Annotated in this window: 17 protein-coding genes; 6 read left to right on the top strand and 11 right to left on the bottom strand. The window is 65.3% G+C overall.

Features of this window, described 5'->3' with window-relative positions; genetic code table 11:
- Positions 1 to 49: 49 nt before the first annotated feature.
- The 4 genes from B0G62_RS02365 to B0G62_RS02350 are packed head-to-tail and all read right to left on the bottom strand — an operon-like array spanning position 50 to position 4004.
- The gene (locus B0G62_RS02365) at positions 50 to 796 is read right to left on the bottom strand and encodes a PqiC family protein (protein ID WP_103702131.1); all 747 of its coding nucleotides are present in this window, start codon (positions 794 to 796) and stop codon (positions 50 to 52) included.
- Positions 793 to 2439 carry a PqiB family protein gene (locus B0G62_RS02360; RefSeq protein ID WP_103702129.1) on the bottom strand — a complete coding sequence of 549 codons (1647 nt, stop codon included), beginning with the start codon at positions 2437 to 2439 and terminating at the stop codon, positions 793 to 795. The genes B0G62_RS02365 and B0G62_RS02360 overlap by 4 nt, the downstream gene beginning before the upstream one ends.
- The gene (locus tag B0G62_RS02355) at positions 2432 to 3127 is read right to left on the bottom strand and encodes a paraquat-inducible protein A (protein WP_103702127.1); all 696 of its coding nucleotides are present in this window, start codon (positions 3125 to 3127) and stop codon (positions 2432 to 2434) included. Before B0G62_RS02355 ends, B0G62_RS02360 begins: the two co-directional genes overlap by 8 nt.
- Positions 3128 to 3164: 37 nt before the next feature.
- Complete coding sequence (locus B0G62_RS02350; RefSeq protein ID WP_244193074.1) at positions 3165 to 4004, bottom strand: paraquat-inducible protein A; 840 nt, start codon at positions 4002 to 4004, stop codon at positions 3165 to 3167.
- 479 nt (positions 4005 to 4483) lie between these two features.
- Here B0G62_RS02350 and B0G62_RS02345 point away from each other — a divergent pair, with 479 nt between their 5' ends.
- Complete coding sequence (locus B0G62_RS02345; protein ID WP_103702125.1) at positions 4484 to 5059, top strand: YceI family protein; 576 nt, start codon at positions 4484 to 4486, stop codon at positions 5057 to 5059.
- Between the two features lie 77 nt (positions 5060 to 5136).
- Here B0G62_RS02345 and secF read toward each other — a convergent pair whose 3' ends face one another.
- The 5 genes from secF to queA form a co-directional block, all read right to left on the bottom strand.
- Positions 5137 to 6087: a protein translocase subunit SecF gene (gene secF / locus B0G62_RS02340; protein WP_103702122.1), complete on the bottom strand. Its 951-nt coding sequence runs from the start codon at positions 6085 to 6087 to the stop codon at positions 5137 to 5139.
- Between the two features lie 17 nt (positions 6088 to 6104).
- A complete protein-coding gene (secD, locus tag B0G62_RS02335; protein ID WP_103702120.1) occupies positions 6105 to 8153 on the bottom strand; it encodes a protein translocase subunit SecD in 2049 nt (682 codons plus the stop codon).
- A 153-nt stretch (positions 8154 to 8306) separates the two neighbouring features.
- Entirely contained in the window at positions 8307 to 8633 is a 327-nt protein-coding gene (yajC, locus tag B0G62_RS02330) for a preprotein translocase subunit YajC (RefSeq protein ID WP_103702118.1), read from the bottom strand.
- A 294-nt stretch (positions 8634 to 8927) separates the two neighbouring features.
- Positions 8928 to 10127, bottom strand: coding sequence for a tRNA guanosine(34) transglycosylase Tgt (gene tgt / locus B0G62_RS02325; RefSeq protein WP_103702116.1), 1200 nt, complete (start codon positions 10125 to 10127; stop codon positions 8928 to 8930).
- Between the two features lie 122 nt (positions 10128 to 10249).
- Positions 10250 to 11311, bottom strand: a complete 1062-nt coding sequence (queA, locus tag B0G62_RS02320; protein WP_103702115.1) for a tRNA preQ1(34) S-adenosylmethionine ribosyltransferase-isomerase QueA — start codon at positions 11309 to 11311, stop codon at positions 10250 to 10252.
- A gap of 294 nt (positions 11312 to 11605) precedes the next feature.
- Between queA and recG the strand changes: the two genes are divergently transcribed.
- The 5 genes from recG (at position 11606) to ubiA (ending at position 17127) form a co-directional block, all read left to right on the top strand.
- Positions 11606 to 13864: an ATP-dependent DNA helicase RecG gene (recG, locus tag B0G62_RS02315; protein ID WP_244193109.1), complete on the top strand. Its 2259-nt coding sequence runs from the start codon at positions 11606 to 11608 to the stop codon at positions 13862 to 13864.
- A gap of 193 nt (positions 13865 to 14057) precedes the next feature.
- The gene (locus B0G62_RS02310; RefSeq protein WP_103702111.1) at positions 14058 to 15017 is read left to right on the top strand and encodes a hydrogen peroxide-inducible genes activator; all 960 of its coding nucleotides are present in this window, start codon (positions 14058 to 14060) and stop codon (positions 15015 to 15017) included.
- 232 nt (positions 15018 to 15249) lie between these two features.
- Positions 15250 to 15426, top strand: a complete 177-nt coding sequence (locus tag B0G62_RS31525) for a hypothetical protein (RefSeq protein ID WP_167401169.1) — start codon at positions 15250 to 15252, stop codon at positions 15424 to 15426.
- Between the two features lie 160 nt (positions 15427 to 15586).
- Positions 15587 to 16075, top strand: a complete 489-nt coding sequence (locus tag B0G62_RS02305) for a Dps family protein (protein ID WP_103702109.1) — start codon at positions 15587 to 15589, stop codon at positions 16073 to 16075.
- Positions 16076 to 16263: 188 nt separating this feature from the next.
- Positions 16264 to 17127, top strand: a complete 864-nt coding sequence (gene ubiA / locus B0G62_RS02300; RefSeq protein WP_103702107.1) for a 4-hydroxybenzoate octaprenyltransferase — start codon at positions 16264 to 16266, stop codon at positions 17125 to 17127.
- An 84-nt stretch (positions 17128 to 17211) separates the two neighbouring features.
- Here ubiA and proC read toward each other — a convergent pair whose 3' ends face one another.
- On the bottom strand, positions 17212 to 18027 hold the full coding sequence (gene proC, locus B0G62_RS02295) for a pyrroline-5-carboxylate reductase (protein WP_103702105.1): 816 nt from the start codon (positions 18025 to 18027) through the stop codon (positions 17212 to 17214).
- A gap of 22 nt (positions 18028 to 18049) precedes the next feature.
- A complete protein-coding gene (locus tag B0G62_RS02290; protein WP_103702103.1) occupies positions 18050 to 18748 on the bottom strand; it encodes a YggS family pyridoxal phosphate-dependent enzyme in 699 nt (232 codons plus the stop codon).
- Between the last annotated feature and the right edge of the window lie 36 nt (positions 18749 to 18784).

Below are 18784 nucleotides of genomic sequence, written 5' to 3'. Positions count from 1 at the left end.
GCGTCGTTCCGGCAAGGCGGGAGCGCGCCTTAGCCGTCTTTAACCCTCCTTAGCCCGCCGAAGCGGCGGCGGGCACCATCTGCGGGCAGGCGATGCTGGCGGGCGCCTTCATCCGCACCGCGGATTTCGCGCCGCCCGTTGCGCCGCCTTTCGCGCTTGCCGGCGCGCTCGCCAGCGGGACGGCCGCCAGCGCGCGCACGCCGCTCGAAATCGCCTGCGACAGATCCGCTACGGCACGACGATGCCCGACCACCAGCGCGTCATACCCTTCGCCCACCGGCTCGTTGAGCACGCTGCGGCAGGTCATGACCGTCTGCGAATCGAGCGCGCGCACGCTCCACACCGCGTCGATCAGCGCATGGGAGCCTGGCCACGATTCGAAGCGCTGCACGTTCACGCTCACGCGATAGACCGGCACGTTGTCGGGATGCGGCGAGCCATAGACGTCGATGGTGTTCAACTGCTGCGTGAGATCGCCCGAGAGCGCGCGGCGGATCTCGTCGCCGGGCATCGAAGCCCAGCGCTCCTGCTCCAGCACCCGCACCTGCGTGGCGTCGGTCTGCACGACGAATTGCGCCTTCGCGACCTGCGGCGGCACGTCCACCGGGGCAAGCTCGATCAGCCACGCCGGGTTGCCGGCGCTGACAGCGGCGGCGGGGGCCGTGCGGGCCGCGTCGCCGGTCGGGCTCAGCGTATAGAAGCGGCTGCCGGGCGAGGCGCAGCCCGCGAGCGCCGCGGCGAGGACCAACGCAGGAAAGGCGGCGTGAAGCCCCAGGGGGAGCCGGCGAAACGTCATGGCTTGTCTCCTGATTTGCCGCGCAGCAGCGATTCGGGATGGCGCTCCAGGTAATCCGTGAGCGCGTTGAGCGACTGCAGGGTCCGCGTGAGTTCCTGCATGGCCTGATGCACGTCCGATTGCAGCGGCGAATCCTGCTGCAGCGTGGACTGCGCGGCGTTGAAGGTCTTCTGTGCTTCGCTGAGCGTGTCGCGCATCTGCGGCAGCACTTCGTCGTTCACTTTGCCGAACAGCTGGTTCGCGTTCTTGAGCGACTCGTTCAAATTGTTGCCGATCTTGTCGAACGGGATCTGATTGAGCTTCTTCGTGATATCGGCGACCTGCTGCTGCAGTTCCTCTAGCGAGTTCGGCACCGTCGGCAGCTCCATCGGGTCGCGGTCGAGATCCGCCTTCGCGGGACCGGCCTTCGGGAACACGTCGAGCGCGATATAAAGCTGGCCGGTCAGCAGATTGCCGGTGCGCAGCTGGCCGCGCAGCCCGCGCGCGACAAGACGCTTGATCAGCTCGTGGCTCTGCGGCGTATGCGGCGGCGGCGGCTCGCCCCGCGTGCGGCGCGACAGGCGCAGCGGATAGAGGTCCATCGTCACCGGCATCGTGAAGTTGTGCTCCTTCGGGTCGTACTCGATGCCGATGTCGGTCACCTGGCCGAGCACGATGCCGCGGAAGTCCACCGATGCGCCCACCGACAGGCCGCGCAGCGACTGGCTGAAATACATCACCACGCGCACCGGCGCGCCGTCCGGCTCGCGCATCGCTTCGCTCTCGTCGGAGGCGAGCGTGAAGGTGGCGCTGTCGGGCGCCTGCGGTCCCGTCGCCTGGCCAGGCGGCGCCTGGAAGGCGAGGCCGCCCGTCACGACGGTCGCGAGCGACTGCGTGTTGACCTTGATGCCGCTGGAATCGAGCTGCACGTCCACGCCGCTCGCATGCCACCAGCGCGTGTTGATGCCCACGTACTGGTCGTAGGGCGCGCTCACGAATACCTGCACGGTCACGCCCGTGCCGTCCTTGTCGAGCGAATAGCCCGTGACCTGACCGACCTGGATGCGGCGATAGAAGATCGGCGTGCCGATGTCGAGCGAGCCCAGGTTTTCGCTATGCAGCGTGTAGCGATGGCCTTTCTCGTCGATAGTCACGGCGGGCGGAGTTTCCAGGCCGATGAAGTCGCTCGCGGTCTCGTCCGAGCGGCCGGCGTCGGCGCCGATGTAGGAGCCGGACAGCAGCGTGCCGAGGCCCGAAACGCCGCTCGCGCCAATACGCGGGCGCACCACCCAGAAGCGGCTGTCCTTCTTGGCGAAGTTTTCGGCGTCCTTGGTGAGTTCGACGGTCACGAGCACGTGCGAGAGGTTCGGTGAGAGCTTGATGGCGCGCACCGAGCCGATATCGACGTCCTTGTACTTGACCTTGGTTTTGCCCGGTTCGAGACCTTCGGCGGTCATGAAGCTGATCGTGATGGTCGGGCCGCGCATGGCGACCGACTTCACCACGAGCGCGACGCCGATCAGCGCCGCGATGAGCGGCACGATCCAGACGAGCGACGGCAGCCAGCGCCTGGGCTTGACGATGTCCGGCTCGGGCAGGTCGGGCGGCAGCGAGCCGCCTGCGGAGCCACCGGTGGGCGGATTCGGTCCTTGCGGACTATTCATGGGGGCGATCCTGAGAGTGTTGCGTGGGTTGCTGCAGATGCTGCTGTTGATGTTTGTCTTCGTCCACGGGATCCCAGATGAGGCGCGGGTCGAATTGCATCGACGCCATCATCGTCAGGATCACGACCGAGCCGAATGCGATCGCGCCAGGCCCCGCCGTAATCACTGCAAGCGACTGAAAGCGTACCAGCGCGACGGTCAGCGTCACCACGAAGATGTCCAGCATCGACCAGCGGCCGATGAATTCGACCAGCCGGAAGAGCTTGGAGCGCTCGACCGGGCGCCACGTCGAGCGGCGCTGCGAGGTGAAGCAGAGCAGCGCGATGACGGTGAGCTTGAGCATCGGCACGAGAATACTGGCGATGAAGACGATCACCGCGAGCGGCGCGTCGCCCGAGGTCCAGAAGTAGACGACGCCGCTCATGATGGTGTCGTCCTCGTCGCCGACGAGCGAGGCCGTATGCATGACCGGCAGCAGGTTCGCCGGGATGTAGAGCAGCGCCGCCGCGATCAGCAGCGCCCAGGTGCGCATGAGGCTGTCGGGGTGGCGCAGGTGCAGCGGCGAGTTGCAGCGCCCGCAGCGCTGGTGCGCGGTTTGCCCGCCGCGCCCGGCTTTGGCGCGCGGTTGCAGATGGCCGCAGGCGTGGCAGGAAATAAGGCCGGCGTCGGTGGCGGTGATGTATTTCATCGGGATGCCTCGGTACGCGGGGTTTTCAGCGGGCGCTTCATCGCGGAGTCCAGCCCTTTGGGTCCGGCGTGCCTGGCTTGGGCGCGGGTTTTGGGGCCGAAGGATCGCGGATTTCAGGCTCGCCGACGGGGCGCTCCAGGCCATCGAGGCCGCCCAGCGTGGGCGGCACGCCGGGGTCGAGCAGTCCGTCCGGGTCGATGCCGGGGCCGTGCGGTTGGCTCCCGCCCGGACTCGACCCGCCGCGCCGCGGATGGCGCGCTTGACGTGCGCCCGCGCGCAGCGCGTCGGCGATATCCCAGAGCGTGCGCGAATCGAATGTCACGACCACGGTGAACATCAGCGTGAGCGCGCCGAACGCGAACAGCGCTGTTTCCGGGATCACGCGCGCGAGGCTCACCATCTTCACGATGGTGATGAGCACGCCCAGCATGAAGACTTCGAGCATCCCCCAGGGCCGCACGAACTGGATGGCGCGCAGCACCTGATTGAAGCCTGGCGGAATGAAGCCGCGCCGGATGGGCAGCAGCACGTAGAGCAGCGCGACCATCTCGGTGAGCGGAAAGAGGATGGTCGCGCAGAAGACCATCACCGCGACGATCTCCATGTCCTCGTGCCACAGCACCACGAGCGCGCCGAACAGGCTCGACTCGGACATGATGCCGTTGGCGTCAAGCTCGATGATAGGAAACGATTGGGCGATGATGAACGTGACGAGCGCGGCGACCGTCATCGCGCAGATGCGGTCGAGCTGCGCCGAGCTGCTTTGATAGAGCGTGGCGCCGCAACGCGAGCAACGCGCGGACTGGCGCCCGAGCAGGCGCGGCTTGCGGTAGAGCGCGTCGCATTCGTGACACGCGATCAGATTGTCCTGGGCCATGCGGTCAGATGACGCAAATCGACGTGAGCGGGGACGAGCAACAACGGCGCGGCTGGGTGCGGCTTAGGCGCCGGCCTTGCTGGCCATGTTACCAAAGGCGGCTGGCAGCGCGCGTTTGCTTCGTCGGGTAAAGGCGCGGCGATCCAGCAAGCCGCGCGCCCGTCAGGGCGGCCCGCCGAAGTGGCTCGACAACACGGCTCGACGACACGGCTCGACGGGTCGTGGAGTGTGCCACGTTTGCCGCGCCCGTGTATGCGAGCCCTGCAGACTGTCGGATCGAGCGAAAGCCGGCCGTGAAATTCCGCTGATCCCGGCGTCCAGACGGCCTCGTGCCCGTTTGCCGCCAGTCGGGCTATCTTTGCGTACTGGACGGCCGATTTTCGGCCTTACCTCCAGCGCGCCGTCGCGGCGCGCTCGTCATCACCACCACGTAGCGAAGAAAGGAGGCGTACTTGAACAATATCGTGTTGAGAAGCGTCATGACCGCCGGGGCCGCCGCGCTGTCGATCGCCGCTTCGCTCGCCCCGTCGATGGCGCAGGCCGCCGACACCTATCAGCTCGACCCCAGCCACACCTACCCGAGCTTCGAGGCCGATCACTTCGCCGGGCTTTCGGTGTGGCGCGGCAAGTTCACGAAGACCACGGGCACCGTCACGCTCGACCGCGCCGCGAAAACCGGCACGGTCGATGTGAGCATCGATCCGGCATCGGTCCAGACCGGCAATGCCGAACTCGACAAGCATCTGCGCAGCGACGAGTTCTTCGACGTCGCGAAATTTCCCACGGCCACCTACAAGGGCACGCAGATCGTGTTCGACGGCGACACGCCGAAAGAAGTCGTGGGCACGCTCACGCTGCATGGCGTGACGAAGCCGCTGAAGCTGGAAATCGAATCGTTCAAGTGCATGCCGCACCCGATGCTCAAGCGCGAGGTCTGCGGCGTGGAGGCCGAAGCCGAGTTCGATCGCGACGACTTCGGCATGGAGATGGGCAAGAAGTATGGCTTCAGCATGAAGACGAAGCTGCATATCCAGGCCGAGGGCATCAAGCAGTAAGCGCCGCGCGCGGACGAAAAAAAGCCGGCTCGCGAGCCGGCTTTTGTTTGCGACGCGGGTTGCGTCCTCAGGTGCGCTTAAACCTGCGCGCCCGCGTTCGGATCGTTCGGATCGAACTTGTCCTTCTTGTCCTTGATGAGGTCCTCGCGCTTCACGCCGAGCCACATCGAGAGGGACGCCGCCACGAACACCGACGAGTAGATACCGAACAGAATACCCACCGTCAGCGCCAGCGCGAAGTAATGCAGCGTCGGGCCGCCGAAGAAGAACATCGACAGCACCATCATTTCCGTACAGCCGTGGGTGATGATGGTTCGCGACATCGTGCTCGTGATCGCGTGGTTGATGACTTCCACGACGCTCATCTTGCGTTCGCGCCGGAAGGTCTCGCGAATCCGGTCGAAGATAACCACGGACTCGTTGACCGAATAGCCGAGTACCGCGAGCACCGCCGCGAGCACCGAGAGCGAGAACTCCCACTGGAAGAACGCGAAGAAGCCCAGGATGATCACCACGTCGTGCAGGTTGGCGATCACGCCGGCCACGGCGTATTTCCACTCGAAGCGGAACGACAAATAGATGATGATGCCGGCCACCACGCAGGCGAGCGCGAGCAGGCCATCCGTGGCGAGTTCCTTGCCGACCTGCGGGCCGACGAACTCCACGCGCTGCAACTGAACCTGCGGTTCGGCCGCCTTGAGCGTGCCCATCACCTGATCGCTCTGTTGCGCCGAGCTAAGCCCCTGCTTGATCGGCAGACGGATCAGCACGTCGCGCGAAGTGCCGAAGTTCTGCACCTGGGCATCGCTGTAACCGATCTTCGCAAGCGAGTCGCGCACCGGTTCGAGCGGCACCGCCTGCGGGTACTGCACTTCGATGACCGTGCCGCCCGTGAATTCGATCGACAGGTGCAGACCGCGGTGGAACAGGAAGAACACCGCCGCGATGAACGTAATGAAGGAGATCGCGTTGAAGATCAACGCGTGCTTCATGAACGGGATGTCCTTGCGGATGCGGAAAAATTCCATTTTCTAGTCTCTCCGTATCAGCGGGGCGAACCCGTGTTGTCGGGGCTGCTGGGGTCGTTGCGGCGGCGCACCGTCGGCTTCGCACGCACGGCACCCTTGGCGCCGGCCTTCGCGGCTTGACGCTTGACGGCGTTCGAGGCGAGCGCGCGGCCCGTATCGGTGTCCGCATCGTCGGCGCTCAGCGCGGGGGCGCCGGCGGCTTCGGGTTCCGGACGCCACACCTGGCCGACCGCCAGCGACTTGAGCTTCTTCTTGCCGCCGTACCAGAGGTTCACGAGACCGCGCGAGAAGAACACGGCCGAGAACATCGAGGTCAGGATGCCGATACAGTGCACGATCGCGAAGCCGCGCACCGGGCCCGAACCGAACGCGAGCAGCGCCAGACCGGCGATGAGCGTGGTCACGTTCGAGTCGAGAATCGTCGCCCAGGCGTGCGCGTAGCCGTTCTGGATCGCCAGTTGCGGCGGCGCGCCGTTGCGCAGCTCTTCACGCACGCGCTCGTTGATGAGCACGTTCGCGTCGATCGCCATACCGAGCGCAAGCGCGATGGCGGCGATGCCCGGCAGCGTCAGCGTGGCCTGCATCATCGACAGCACGGCGACGAGCAGCAACAGGTTCACCGACAGGCCGATCATCGAGATCAGACCGAACAGCATGTAGTACACGAGCATGAACACGGCGATCGCGGCGAAGCCATAGACCACCGAGTCGAAACCCTTGCGGATGTTGTCCGCGCCCAGGCTCGGGCCGACCGTGCGTTCTTCGATGATGTCCATCGGCGCGGCGAGCGAACCGGCGCGCAGCAGCAGCGCGAGGTCGGTTGCGGCCTGGGCCGTGGGTTGCCCCGTGATCTGGAAGCGGTCGCCCAGTTCCGACTGGATGGTCGCCACCGTCAGCACTTCGCCCTTGCCCTTCTCGAACAGCACCATCGCCATCGGCTTGCCGATGTTGTCGCGCGACACCTGAGCCACGGCGCGGCCGCCGGCCGAGTCGAGGCGGATGTTGACCGAGGGACGCTGATGCTCGTCGAAGCCCGCCGACGCGTCGATGATGCGGTCGCCGGTGAAGATCACCTGCTTGCGCAGCAGCACCGGCGCGGCGTTGCCTTGCGTGAAGAGTTCGTCGCCCGGCGGCACGGGGTCGCCCGGATTCGGATGCAGACCGTTCGGGTCGGCAAGGCGCGCTTCGAGCGTCGCCGTGCGGCCGATGATGTCCTTCGCCTTCGCGGTGTCCTGCACGCCCGGCAGTTCGACCACGATGCGGTCGTCGCCTTGCTGCTGGATCACGGGCTCGGACACGCCCAGTTCGTTCACGCGGTTATGCAGCGTCTGGATGTTCTGCTTGAGCGCGGCGTCCTGCACGGCCTTCTTGACCGCCGGCGTGAACGTGCCGACCAGCTGCACGCCGCCTTCAGGATTGTTTTGCGTGGACCACGAGAGTTCGCTCACGCCACCCGAGCCGGACAGCACCTTGCTGGCGGCATCGGCCACGGCCGGATCGGCGAAATTGATCACCACCGTCTGGCCGACGCGGTTCACGCCGCCGTCACGGATGGTCTTGTCGCGCAGGATCGAGCGTGCGTCCGAAGCGTCGGAATCGAGCTTCTTGTTGAGCGCGCCGTTCATGTCCACCTGGAGCAGGAAGTGCACGCCGCCGCGCAGGTCCAGACCGAGGTACATCGGCAGCGCGTGCAGCGCCGTCAGCCAGTGCGGCGAGGCGCTCTGCAGGTTCAGCGCGACGATGTACTGCGGATCGGTCGGGTCGGCGTTGAGCGCGTGGTTCAGCGCGTCCTTAAGACGCAGCTGCGTGTCGGTGTCGGCCACGCGCACGCGGATATTCGCGTTCATCGACGAGTTGTCGAAGGTGACGTCGTCGGCCTTGATGTTGGCGGCGGTGACCGCTGCCTCGACCTGCGCGAGCGTGCCGGAGTCCAGCTTCACGGTCGCTTTACCGCTCGACACCTGGACCGCGGGCGCTTCGCCGAAGAAATTGGGCAATGTGTACACGAGGCCGATGGCGAGCGCCACGACCATCACGACATATTTCCAGAGGGGATAACGGTTCATTGGTTGGCCCAACGGGGGAGGGGAGTTGCCATCTCGATGCGCGCGCGTCCGGCGAGGCCTTCGTGCCGCCCGCTCTGGGTGCAATCAGGGGCCGGGCCGGACGCGCAAGGCTGCAGGGTTAGCTGCGGCCTGAAGTGATCGATCGTCTCGCGCTTACAGCGACTTGATCGTGCCCTTCGGCAGGATGGTCGTAACCGACGACTTCTGCACGGTGACTTCCGTGCCGTCGGCGATTTCGACGCCCACGTAGGCTTCATTGACCTTGGTGACCTTGCCGACGATGCCGCCGCTGATGATGACTTCGTCGCCCTTGGCCATGGCGGCGAGCATGTTGCGGTGTTCCTTCTGGCGCTTCATCTGCGGACGGATCATGATGAAGTACAGCACGGCGAACATCAGAATCAGCGGCAGGAAGCTCATGAGGCTCGATTCTGCGCCGCCCGCTGCGGGTGCTGCGAAGGCATTGGTAATAAACGACACGTTGGTCTCTCCGTTTATACGATCGGTACGATCAATAGATACGATCAAAAGCGAGCCGGTTATTCTACCACCGGCGACTAACGCGACGATGGCGCCAAATGGGCTTTCCGATCAAGCTGTTAGCCGCTTTGCCCGCTTGCGCGAGTCCAGCGGGCGTAGCCCTCGACGGTCGGCCGCGCATGGCGCGCGGTCGTTGCGAAAGGTAATTGTAAAGTGTGACGGGTTTAACGGTGGCGCGCCATCGGAAAAGCTCGAAAGCCTGCTGGCGCGCACCTCGATCCCCACTTCGCTGCTTCAATCCACCCCGCGTGCGCGGTTTTCGGCGAAACGCTGACGGAAGGCCGTGAAGGTCTTCGTCTCGATCGACTCGCGGATGTCGCTCATCAGCTCCAGGTAGTAGTGCAGGTTGTGGATCGTGTTGAGCTGCGCACCGAGGATTTCGCCTACGCGGTGCAGGTGATGCAGATAGCCGCGCGTGAAGTGGCGGCAGGTGTAGCAGCCGCACTGCTCGTCGAGCGGGCGCAGCGAGTTCTTGTGCGTGGCGTTGCGGATCTTGATGTCGCCAAAGCGCGTGAAGATCCAGCCGTTGCGCGCGTTGCGCGTGGGCATCACGCAGTCGAACATGTCGACGCCCGCGGCCACGCCCGCCACCAGATCTTCCGGCGTGCCCACGCCCATCAGGTAGTGCGGCTTGTCGGCGGGCAGCTTCGGCGCGATGTGCTGCAGCACGCGCATCATGTCTTCCTTCGGTTCGCCCACCGAAAGACCGCCGATCGCGTAGCCGTGGAACGGCATCTGCGAAAGGCCGGCCAGCGATTCGTCGCGCAGATCCTCGAACATGCCGCCCTGGACGATGCCGAAGAGCGCGTTCGGGTTGCCGAGGCGGTTGAATTCGTCGATCGAGCGCTGCGCCCAGCGCATCGACATGCGCATGGAGTCGGCGGCTTCCTGGTGCGTGGTCGGCACGCCGTTGGTCGCGTAGGGCGTGCATTCGTCGAACTGCATGACGATGTCCGAGTTCAGCACCTTCTGGATCTGCATCGACACTTCGGGCGAGAGGAACAGCTTGTCGCCGTTCACGGGCGAGGCGAAGCGCACGCCGTCTTCCGAGATCTTGCGCAGGTCGCCGAGCGAGAACACCTGGAAGCCGCCCGAATCCGTGAGGATGGGCCGGTTCCAGCCCATGAAGCGGTGCAGGCCGCCGTGCGCCTCGATCGTTTCCAGGCCGGGGCGCAGCCACAGGTGGAAGGTGTTGCCGAGGATGATCTGCGCCTTCATTTCCTCCAGCTCGCGCGGCTGGGTGGCCTTCACGGTGCCGTAGGTGCCCACGGGCATGAAGATCGGCGTTTCGACCACGCCATGATTGAGCGTGACGCGGCCCCGGCGCGCGAGGCCGTCGGTGCCGAGCAGTTCGAATTTCAGGCCGTTTTGCGGGCGCTCGCCTAGATAAGTGCCGTGTTCGGCGCATGCGTTGTTTGGCTGACCGTCGGTCATGCGGTGGACTCCTGTGCAACCGGAAAACAGTCCGGCGCAGATGGTGAAACGTGGTGAAACGCCGCCGCGCTTTTTTGCTCTCGCGCGGCGGCTGGGAAAGGTTGGGGCTGCTTAAGCTGCGATCAAGCCTTGAGCGCGTCTTCGATGCGCGTGAGCAGCATCGCGTCGCCGTAGCTGAAAAAGCGATAACGCTCTTCGATTGCGTGCCGGTACGCGGCGCGAATGGTTTCGATGCCGGCAAAGGCGGAAACCAGCATCAGCAGCGTCGATTTCGGCAAATGGAAGTTCGTGACCAGACGATCGACCACGCGGAATCGATAACCCGGCGTGATGAAGATATCGGTTTCCGCCTGGGTGGCCGCGAGCGGACGGTTTTCTTTCGCGGCGTCGCGCGCGGCGGCTTCGAGCGCGCGCATCGAGGTCGTGCCCACGGCGATCACGCGGCCGCCGCGCGCGCGCGTGGCGGCGATCTTGTCGACGAGCGATTGCGGCAGTTGATACCACTCGCTGTGCATCTTGTGCTCGGCGATATTTTCCACGCGCACCGGCTGGAACGTGCCCGCGCCGACGTGCAGCGTGAGCGTCGCGCGCTCGACGCCCATGGCGTCGAGTTTCGCCAGCAGCGCGTCGTCGAAGTGCAGGCCCGCCGTGGGCGCGGCCACCGCGCCCGGGTTCTGCGCGAACACCGTTTGATAGCGCGTTTCGTCGCTCGCGTCGGCATCATGCGTGATGTAGGGCGGCAGCGGCAGACGGCCGTGTTGCTCGATCAGCGTGAGGCAGTCGTCGGGGAAGTGCAGTGTGTAGAACGGATCGACGCGTTCGCCCACCGTGACGTCGAACGCATCGGCCAGGCGCAGCACCGTGCCGGGGCCGGGACTCTTGCTCGCGCGGATCTGCGCGAGCGCCGTGCGCGCGCCGGTCAGGCGCTCGACCAGCACCTCGATCTTGCCGCCGCTGGCCTTCTGGCCGAAGAAACGCGCCTTCAGAACCTTGGTATCGTTGAAGACGAGCAGATCGCCCGGCGCGATGCACGCGGGCAAGTCGGCGAAGGTGCGGTCGGTCAGCCGCGCGGGCTGCACGGCGTTGTCGACCACCAGGAGACGGCTCGCGCTGCGCTCGGGCAGGGCGGTTTGCGCGATCAGCGCTTCGGGAAGATCGAAATCGAAATCGGAAAGCTTGAACATACGGCCTGATGAAGCAATGAGGCGGAAACAGTGAGGCGCCGACGAGGCGGCGCGCGGCGGTGAGGGCAGCGCAGGGACGGCGTGCCACGCAGGAGTCAACCCGCGCGCTCGTGCCCCAATCGCGCCCCAAAAAGCGCCTCGTTGTCGGCCCGCGCGCGTTGAAACGCTATGATTGCGGGGACGCGTGGCGACGCGGCCTGCGATTGCAGGCGGTCGTGGCTATGCGCCGTGCCTCACCGGAAAGCCGATATTGTACTTGCGAAGCTGCTCATGCCCTCGTCCGTTAGCCGAATGATGTCCGAACCCGATTCCGCGAGCGTCTCCGACGACCCGGCGCGTGACGCGCAATACGACGAGACGCCGGACGCGAGCGCGCCGCGCAGGCGCGCGGGCGCGAAGAAAACGGCCGCCAAAGCTGCTGAAAAAGCCGCCGCAAAAACCGCTGAAAAAACGGACGCCAAAGACAAGCCCAAGCTCACCAAAACCGCCGACCGTCTCGCCAAACTGGGTCTGCACAGCGCCATCGATCTCGTGCTGCATCTGCCGATGCGCTACGAGGACGAAACCACGCTCACGCCCATCGGCGAACTGCTGCCCGGCGGCGTCGAGCAGACCGAGGGCGTGGTGTTCGACAACGAAGTCGCTTATCGCCCGCGCCGCCAGCTGGTCGTCAAACTGCGCGACCACAACGGCGACGAACTGCATCTGCGCTTTCTGAACTTCTACGGCTCGCAAGTCGCGCAGATGGCCGTGGGCAAGCGTCTGCGCGTGCGCGGCGACGTGCGCGGCGGCTTTTTCGGGCTGGAGATGGTGCATCCGGCCGTGAAGGTCGTCGAAGGCGATGCGCCGCTGCCGCAGGCGCTCACGCCGGTCTATCCGTCGACGGCGGGCGTGAGCCAGGCGTATCTGCGCAAGGCCATCGACAATGCGCTCGAACGCGCCCATCTGCCCGAGTTGCTGCCGGAGCCGGTCGCGCAGGAGTTCCTGGCGCCGCTCAACGTGCCTGGCCTCATGGATGCGGTGAGGACGCTGCACCATCCGCCCATCGACGCCGATCAGAACGCGTTGATCGACGGCACGCATCCGGCCTGGACACGTATCAAGTTCGACGAGCTGCTGGCGCAGCAGCTCTCGCTCAAGCGCGCGCACGAAGAGCGCCGCACGCGCGCGGCTCCTGCGATGGCGCGTCATGTCGCGGGCCGCAAGAGCGAGGAGACGCTGCTCGCGCGCTTGCGCGAAGCCTTGCCGTTCAAGCTCACGAACGCACAGGAACGCGTGGTCGGCGAAATCGCGCAGGATCTCGAAGCGCCGCATCCGATGCAGCGTCTGCTGCAAGGCGACGTGGGCAGCGGCAAGACCGTGGTGGCGGCGCTCGCCGCCGCGCAGGCTATCGACGCCGGTTATCAGGCCGCGCTCATGGCGCCCACCGAAATCCTCGCCGAACAGCACGCGCGCAAGCTGCGCGGCTGGCTCGAACCGCTCGGCGTGCAGGTGGCGTGGCTCTCGGGCAGCCTCAAGGCGAAGGAAAAGCGCGCCGCGCTGGAAGCGGCGGCGCTGGGCACCGCGAAGCTCGTGATCGGCACGCACGCGATTATTCAGGACGCCGTGGAATTCGCGCGGCTGGGCCTCGTGATCGTCGATGAACAACATCGCTTTGGCGTCGAGCAGCGGCTCGCGCTGCGCGCCAAGGCGCAGAACGCGAAGTCGCCGGACGAAACGAAGCGCGAATTCCAGCCGCATCAACTGATGATGACCGCGACGCCGATCCCGCGCACGCTCGCGATGACGTATTACGCGGATCTCGAAGTCTCCACCATCGACGAGCTGCCGCCGGGCCGCACGCCGATTCTCACCAAGCTCGTCTCCGACGCGCGCCGCGAGGAAGTGATCGCGCGGGTGCGCGCGGCGGCGCTTACGGGCCGTCAGGTGTACTGGGTCTGCCCGCTGATCGAGGAAAGCGAGACGCTGCAATTGCAGACCGCCGTGGAGACCTGGGAGACGCTCGTGGCCGCGTTGCCGGAGCTATCCGTGGGACTCGTGCATGGGCGGCTGGCCTCGGCGGACAAGGCGGCCGTCATGGACGCGTTCTCGCGCAACGAAGTGCAGTTGCTGGTGGCGACCACGGTGATCGAGGTGGGCGTGGACGTGCCCAATGCGTCGCTGATGGTGATCGAGCATGCGGAGCGCTTTGGCCTTGCGCAGTTGCACCAGTTGCGCGGGCGGGTGGGGCGCGGCAGCGCGGCGTCGGTTTGCCTGCTGCTGTACACCGGGCCGCTGTCGCTCACGGGGCGCCAGCGTTTGCAGACCATGCGCGAAACCACCGACGGCTTCGAGATCGCGCGCAAGGATCTGGAAATTCGCGGCCCCGGCGAGTTTCTGGGCGCGCGGCAGTCGGGCGCGGCGATGCTGCGCTTCGCGAACCTCGAAAACGACGCCTGGCTGATCGAGCCGGCGCGCGAAGCGGCCGAGCGGCTGCTGCACGAATATCCGCACGTCGTCACGCAGCATCTGAACCGCTGGCTTGGCGCACGCGAGCAATATCTGAAGGCGTAAGCCAAAACAAATCTTCGCCCGCACCAACTATTGCTGCGCCCGATGCATCGCGCACGGAACCTGTGCGCTTTCCCGCCGTCTGACCCTGCTCATGATCGCGCCCCCGATAGGGGCGTTGATTATTGGCGAATCGCCGCCATAGGTGTATAAGTACAAACTATTGATTCACCACTTTTGATTGGTCCCCAATGAAATGACGCTCACTGAACTGAAATACATCGTCGCGGTTGCCCGCGAGCGCCACTTCGGACGGGCCGCCGAAGCCTGCTTCGTGAGCCAGCCGACCCTGTCGGTGGCCATCAAGAAACTCGAAGACGAACTGAATGTGCAGATTTTCGAGCGCGGCACGAGCGAAGTGAGCGTGACGCCCATCGGCGAGCAGATCGTCACGCAGGCGCAGCGCGTACTCGAACAGACGCTCGCGATCAAGGAAATCGCCAAGCAGGGCAAGGACCCGCTGGTCGGGCCGCTGCGTCTGGGCGTGATCTACACGATCGGGCCGTACCTGTTGCCCACGCTCGTCAAGCAGATGATCAAGCGCGTCCCGCAGATGCCGCTGATGCTGCAGGAGAACTACACGCTCAAGCTGATCGAGTTGCTCAAGCAGGGCGAAATCGACGTGGCCATCATGGCGCTGCCGTTCGCCGAAACCGGCCTCACGCTGCGTCCGCTCTACGACGAACCGTTCGTCGTGGCGCTGCCTTCGGGCCACGTCTGGGAAAAGCGCGACAAGATCGATCCGGAAGATCTCAAGCAGGAAACCATGCTGCTGCTCGGCAGCGGCCATTGCTTCCGCGATCACGTGCTGGGCGTATGCCCGGAACTGATGCGCTTCTCGCAGAACGCGGACGGTATCCAGAAGACTTTCGAGGGATCGTCGCTGGAGACCATTCGCCATATGGTGGCGAGCGGCGTCGGCATCACGGTGCTGCCGCGTATGTCGGTGACCGAAGTGAAGCCGCACGCGGGCGGTGTCGATTCGGGATTGTTGTCCTACGTGCCGTTCGACGAGCCGGTGCCCGACCGCCGCGTGGTGCTGGCGTGGCGCAAGAGCTTCACGCGCATGCCGGCGATCGAGGCGATCGTCGACGCGATCAATGCCTGCGACTTGCCCGGCGTGAAGAAGATCGAAGCATCCGTCGAGGCCGTTTGACCCGCCTGTAGTTGGGATTCGTAGTTTCCCGCGCCGCGCTTCATGCGCGGCGCGCTGCTTTTCCGATGCGGCGCTCGCCCGCGTTTTCCTTCGCACTTGTCTTGGCCCATAGCCGGATAGAGCCGCCGATAGGCGCCGCCTATATGATAGATTTTATGAATTAAATAATGTTACTTAATAGTTTGTGATAAAGTCATTCCATGACAACGCAGGAACCGCAAGGAGCACGATCATGACCAGAACGATGACGATGACACTCAAGGCCGTGGGCACGGGTCGCGGCGCCGACATGGCGCGCTCGCGAGCACAAGGCACCCAGATCGTGCGCCGCGTGGTCGGCTTTGCAATCCTGTCGAGCGGCTTCGTCGCGCTTGTCACGCAAGTGCTGGCTCATCTCGCCGGACATTGATCTCCGTGGGAGTGTGGGGCCGCATGGCCCTGTTTTCCGGAATTTATAAGATAGACTTCAACCCGATCGGGCGTTCGCGAGCCGTTACCGGCATCGGCGCGGTGACGTGGGTGTTGCATCGTCCCGGATGGGTAGTCTCACTGCTACGAAAGGAGTCGTCATGGCCAAAAAATCTGCTGTGCAGCACGTGAATATCGGCATCGCCGACAAGGATCGCAAGAAGATCGCTGACGGTCTCTCGCACCTGCTCGCGGACACGTACACGCTGTATCTGAAGACGCACAACTTCCACTGGAACGTCACGGGGCCGATGTTCAACACGCTCCATCTGATGTTCGAGACGCAGTACAACGAACTGGCGCTCGCCGTGGACGCCATCGCCGAGCGTATCCGCGCGCTGGGCGTGCATGCGCCGGGCACCTACAAGGATTTCGCGCGGCTCTCGTCGATCCCCGAAGCGGACGGCGTGCCGGCTGCCGAAGACATGATCCGTCAGTTGGTGGAAGGTCAGGAAGCCGTGGTGCGCACTGCGCGCGCGATCTTCCCGGCAACCGAAGCCGCCCACGACGAGCCGACCGCCGACCTGCTCACGCAGCGTATGCAGACGCATGAAAAAACGGCGTGGATGCTGCGCTCGATGCTGGCTTGAGCGTCGCCTGAGCGCTGCTTGAGTCGTGCCGAAATGAAAAGCCCGCTGGCTGGCCCAGCGGGCTTTTTGCTTTCGATTGCGCCCGATTTCCGCGCGGCGCCCGGGTGAGGCTGGCGGCGGCCTGCGGCACGCGTGGCCTACAATAGCGCCATCGTCCTTGCCGTCTTTTCTGCCTTATCGCCCCGAACATGTTCGCCCGACTTCCGCTCTATCTGCGGCTCGTCCGCATGGACAAGCCGATCGGCAGCCTGCTGCTGCTGTGGCCGACGCTCAACGCGCTGTGGATCGCCTCGAACGGCCATCCGTCGTTTTCCCTGCTGGTGATCTTTACGCTGGGCACGGTGCTGATGCGCTCGGCGGGCTGCGCGATCAACGATTACGCGGACCGCGATTTCGACCGCCACGTCAAGCGCACGGCCGAACGGCCCATCACCTCGGGCCGTATCCGCGCCTGGGAAGCGGTGGCGATTGCCGCGGGCCTCGCCATCGTGTCGTTCCTGCTGATCCTGCCGCTGAACGCGCTCACGAAGCAGTTGTCGGTGGTGGCGCTGTTCGTGGCGGCGTCGTATCCGTTCACCAAGCGCTTTTTCGCGATTCCGCAGGCGTATCTGGGCATCGCGTTCGGCTTCGGCATTCCGATGGCGTTCGCGGCCATTCAGGATCAGGTGCCGATGCTCGCGTGGATCATGCTGATCGCGAACGTGTTCTGGTCGGTGGCCTACGACACCGAATACGCGATGGTCGATCGCGACGACGACATCAAGATCGGCATCCGCACTTCGGCGCTCACGTTTGGCCGCTTCGACGTGCTCGCGATCATGCTCTGCTATGCGTTCACGCTCGGCATCTACGTGTGGGTGGGCGTCACGCAGCAATTCGGCCTGCTTTATTGGCTTGGCTGGGCGGCGGCCGTGGGCTGCGCGATCTATCACTACACGCTCATCAAAAACCGCGAGCGCATGTCGTGCTTCGCCGCGTTCCGCCACAACAACTGGCTGGGCGGCGCGCTCTTCGTCGGTATCGCCGCGCATTACGTGGTGGCGGGCATGTAAGCCAGGCCCTTGCATTGGCAGCAGACGTAAAAAAAGCGCCGGTTTCGATCAACCCGGCGCTTTTTTCATGCACACAGCGCTGACTTACTGCGCGCCGAACTCCTTGCCCATTTCCTTCGCGCGCGCATCGGCTGCGAGCGCGCCGCGCACGATCGCGTCCTTGATGCCCGAAGCGTCGAACGAGGCGAGCGCCGCCGCCGTCGTGCCACCCTTGGACGTCACGCGCTCGCGCAGCACCGCGGGCGGCTCGTCCGAATTCAACGCCAGTTGCGCTGCGCCCGTGAAGGTGGCGATGGCGAGCGCGCGGCCCTGCTGCTCGTCCATGCCGAGCTGGCGCGCGGCTTCTTCGAGCGCTTCGATGAAATAGAACACGTAGGCCGGGCCGCTGCCCGAGATCGCGGTGACCGCGTCGATCTTGCCTTCATCGTCGAACCACACCGTCTGGCCGACCGCGCCCAGCACGTTCGACGCGAGTTCGCGGCCCGCCGCATCCACGCCGCTGCTCGCGACCAGGCCCGTTGCGCCCATGCCGATCAGCGCAGGCGTGTTGGGCATCGTGCGCACGACGCGCGCGTGGCCGCCGAGCCAGCGCGACAGGTCGTCGATACGGATGCCGGCCATGATGCTGATCACCACCTGATGCGCGCCCAGGTGCGGGGCGAGGCCTTGCGCGACGGCTTTGGCGATCTGCGGTTTGACGGCGATCAGGATCGCGTCATAGGCCGCGAGCGCGTTGTCCGCGGCCACGCCCGTTTGCACGCCGAACTGGTCGGCGGTGCGCTTGCGGGCGTCCTCGTTCGGGTCGATCGCATAGAGATTCGCGGCCGGAACGCCCTTGCGGATAAGGCCGCCGATGAGTGCGGCGGCCATGTTGCCGCCGCCGATGAAGGCAATTTTCATGGTGATGGAGTGCGTCAGTGAATCAGTGAGAGTAATCGCGTGCGCCGAAGATCGCGGTGCCGACGCGCACGATGGTGGCGCCTTCGAGCACGGCGGCTTCGAGATCCGCCGACATGCCCATCGAGAGCGTGTCGAGCGCGAGGCCGTCGGCGCGCAGCGCGTCGAACAGCTCGCGCAGGCGGCGATGCGGCGCGCGTTGCGCGTCGAGCGTGGGCGCAGGTTCGGGAATCGACATCAGCCCGCGCAGGCGCAGGTTGGGGAGCGCGGCAATGGCGTGAGCGATCTGCGCGGCTTCCTCGGGCGCGACGCCGCTCTTCGAGTCTTCGCCGCTTACGTTGACCTGCAGGCAGACGTTGAGCGGCGCCCTGTCCGCCGGGCGCTGTTCGGACAGGCGTTGCGCGATCTTCAGGCGGTCGACCGAATGCACCCAGTCGAAACGCTCCGCCACGGGGCGCGTCTTGTTCGACTGCAGTGGCCCGATGAAATGCCATTCGAGGCTCGCGCGCAGATCGGCGAGCGTCTCGATCTTGTCCACGGCTTCCTGCACGTAGTTCTCGCCGAATGCGCGCTGGCCCGCCGCGTGCGCGGCGCGCACATCGTCGGCCGGGAAGGTTTTCGACACCGCGAGGAGCGCGACGGATTCCGGCGCGCGATCCGCATTGCGGGCGGCGGCGGCAATGCGTTGACGAACGGCTTCGAGGTGTTGGGCGAGATCGGTCATGGGAATTCCGGCCGGCCGCGCTGCGCTGCCCGCGGC

The sequence above is a fragment of the Paraburkholderia eburnea genome (assembly GCF_002917095.1).
Taxonomy (GTDB): domain Bacteria; phylum Pseudomonadota; class Gammaproteobacteria; order Burkholderiales; family Burkholderiaceae; genus Paraburkholderia; species Paraburkholderia eburnea.
This window is presented reverse-complemented; position numbering and strand designations above follow the sequence as displayed.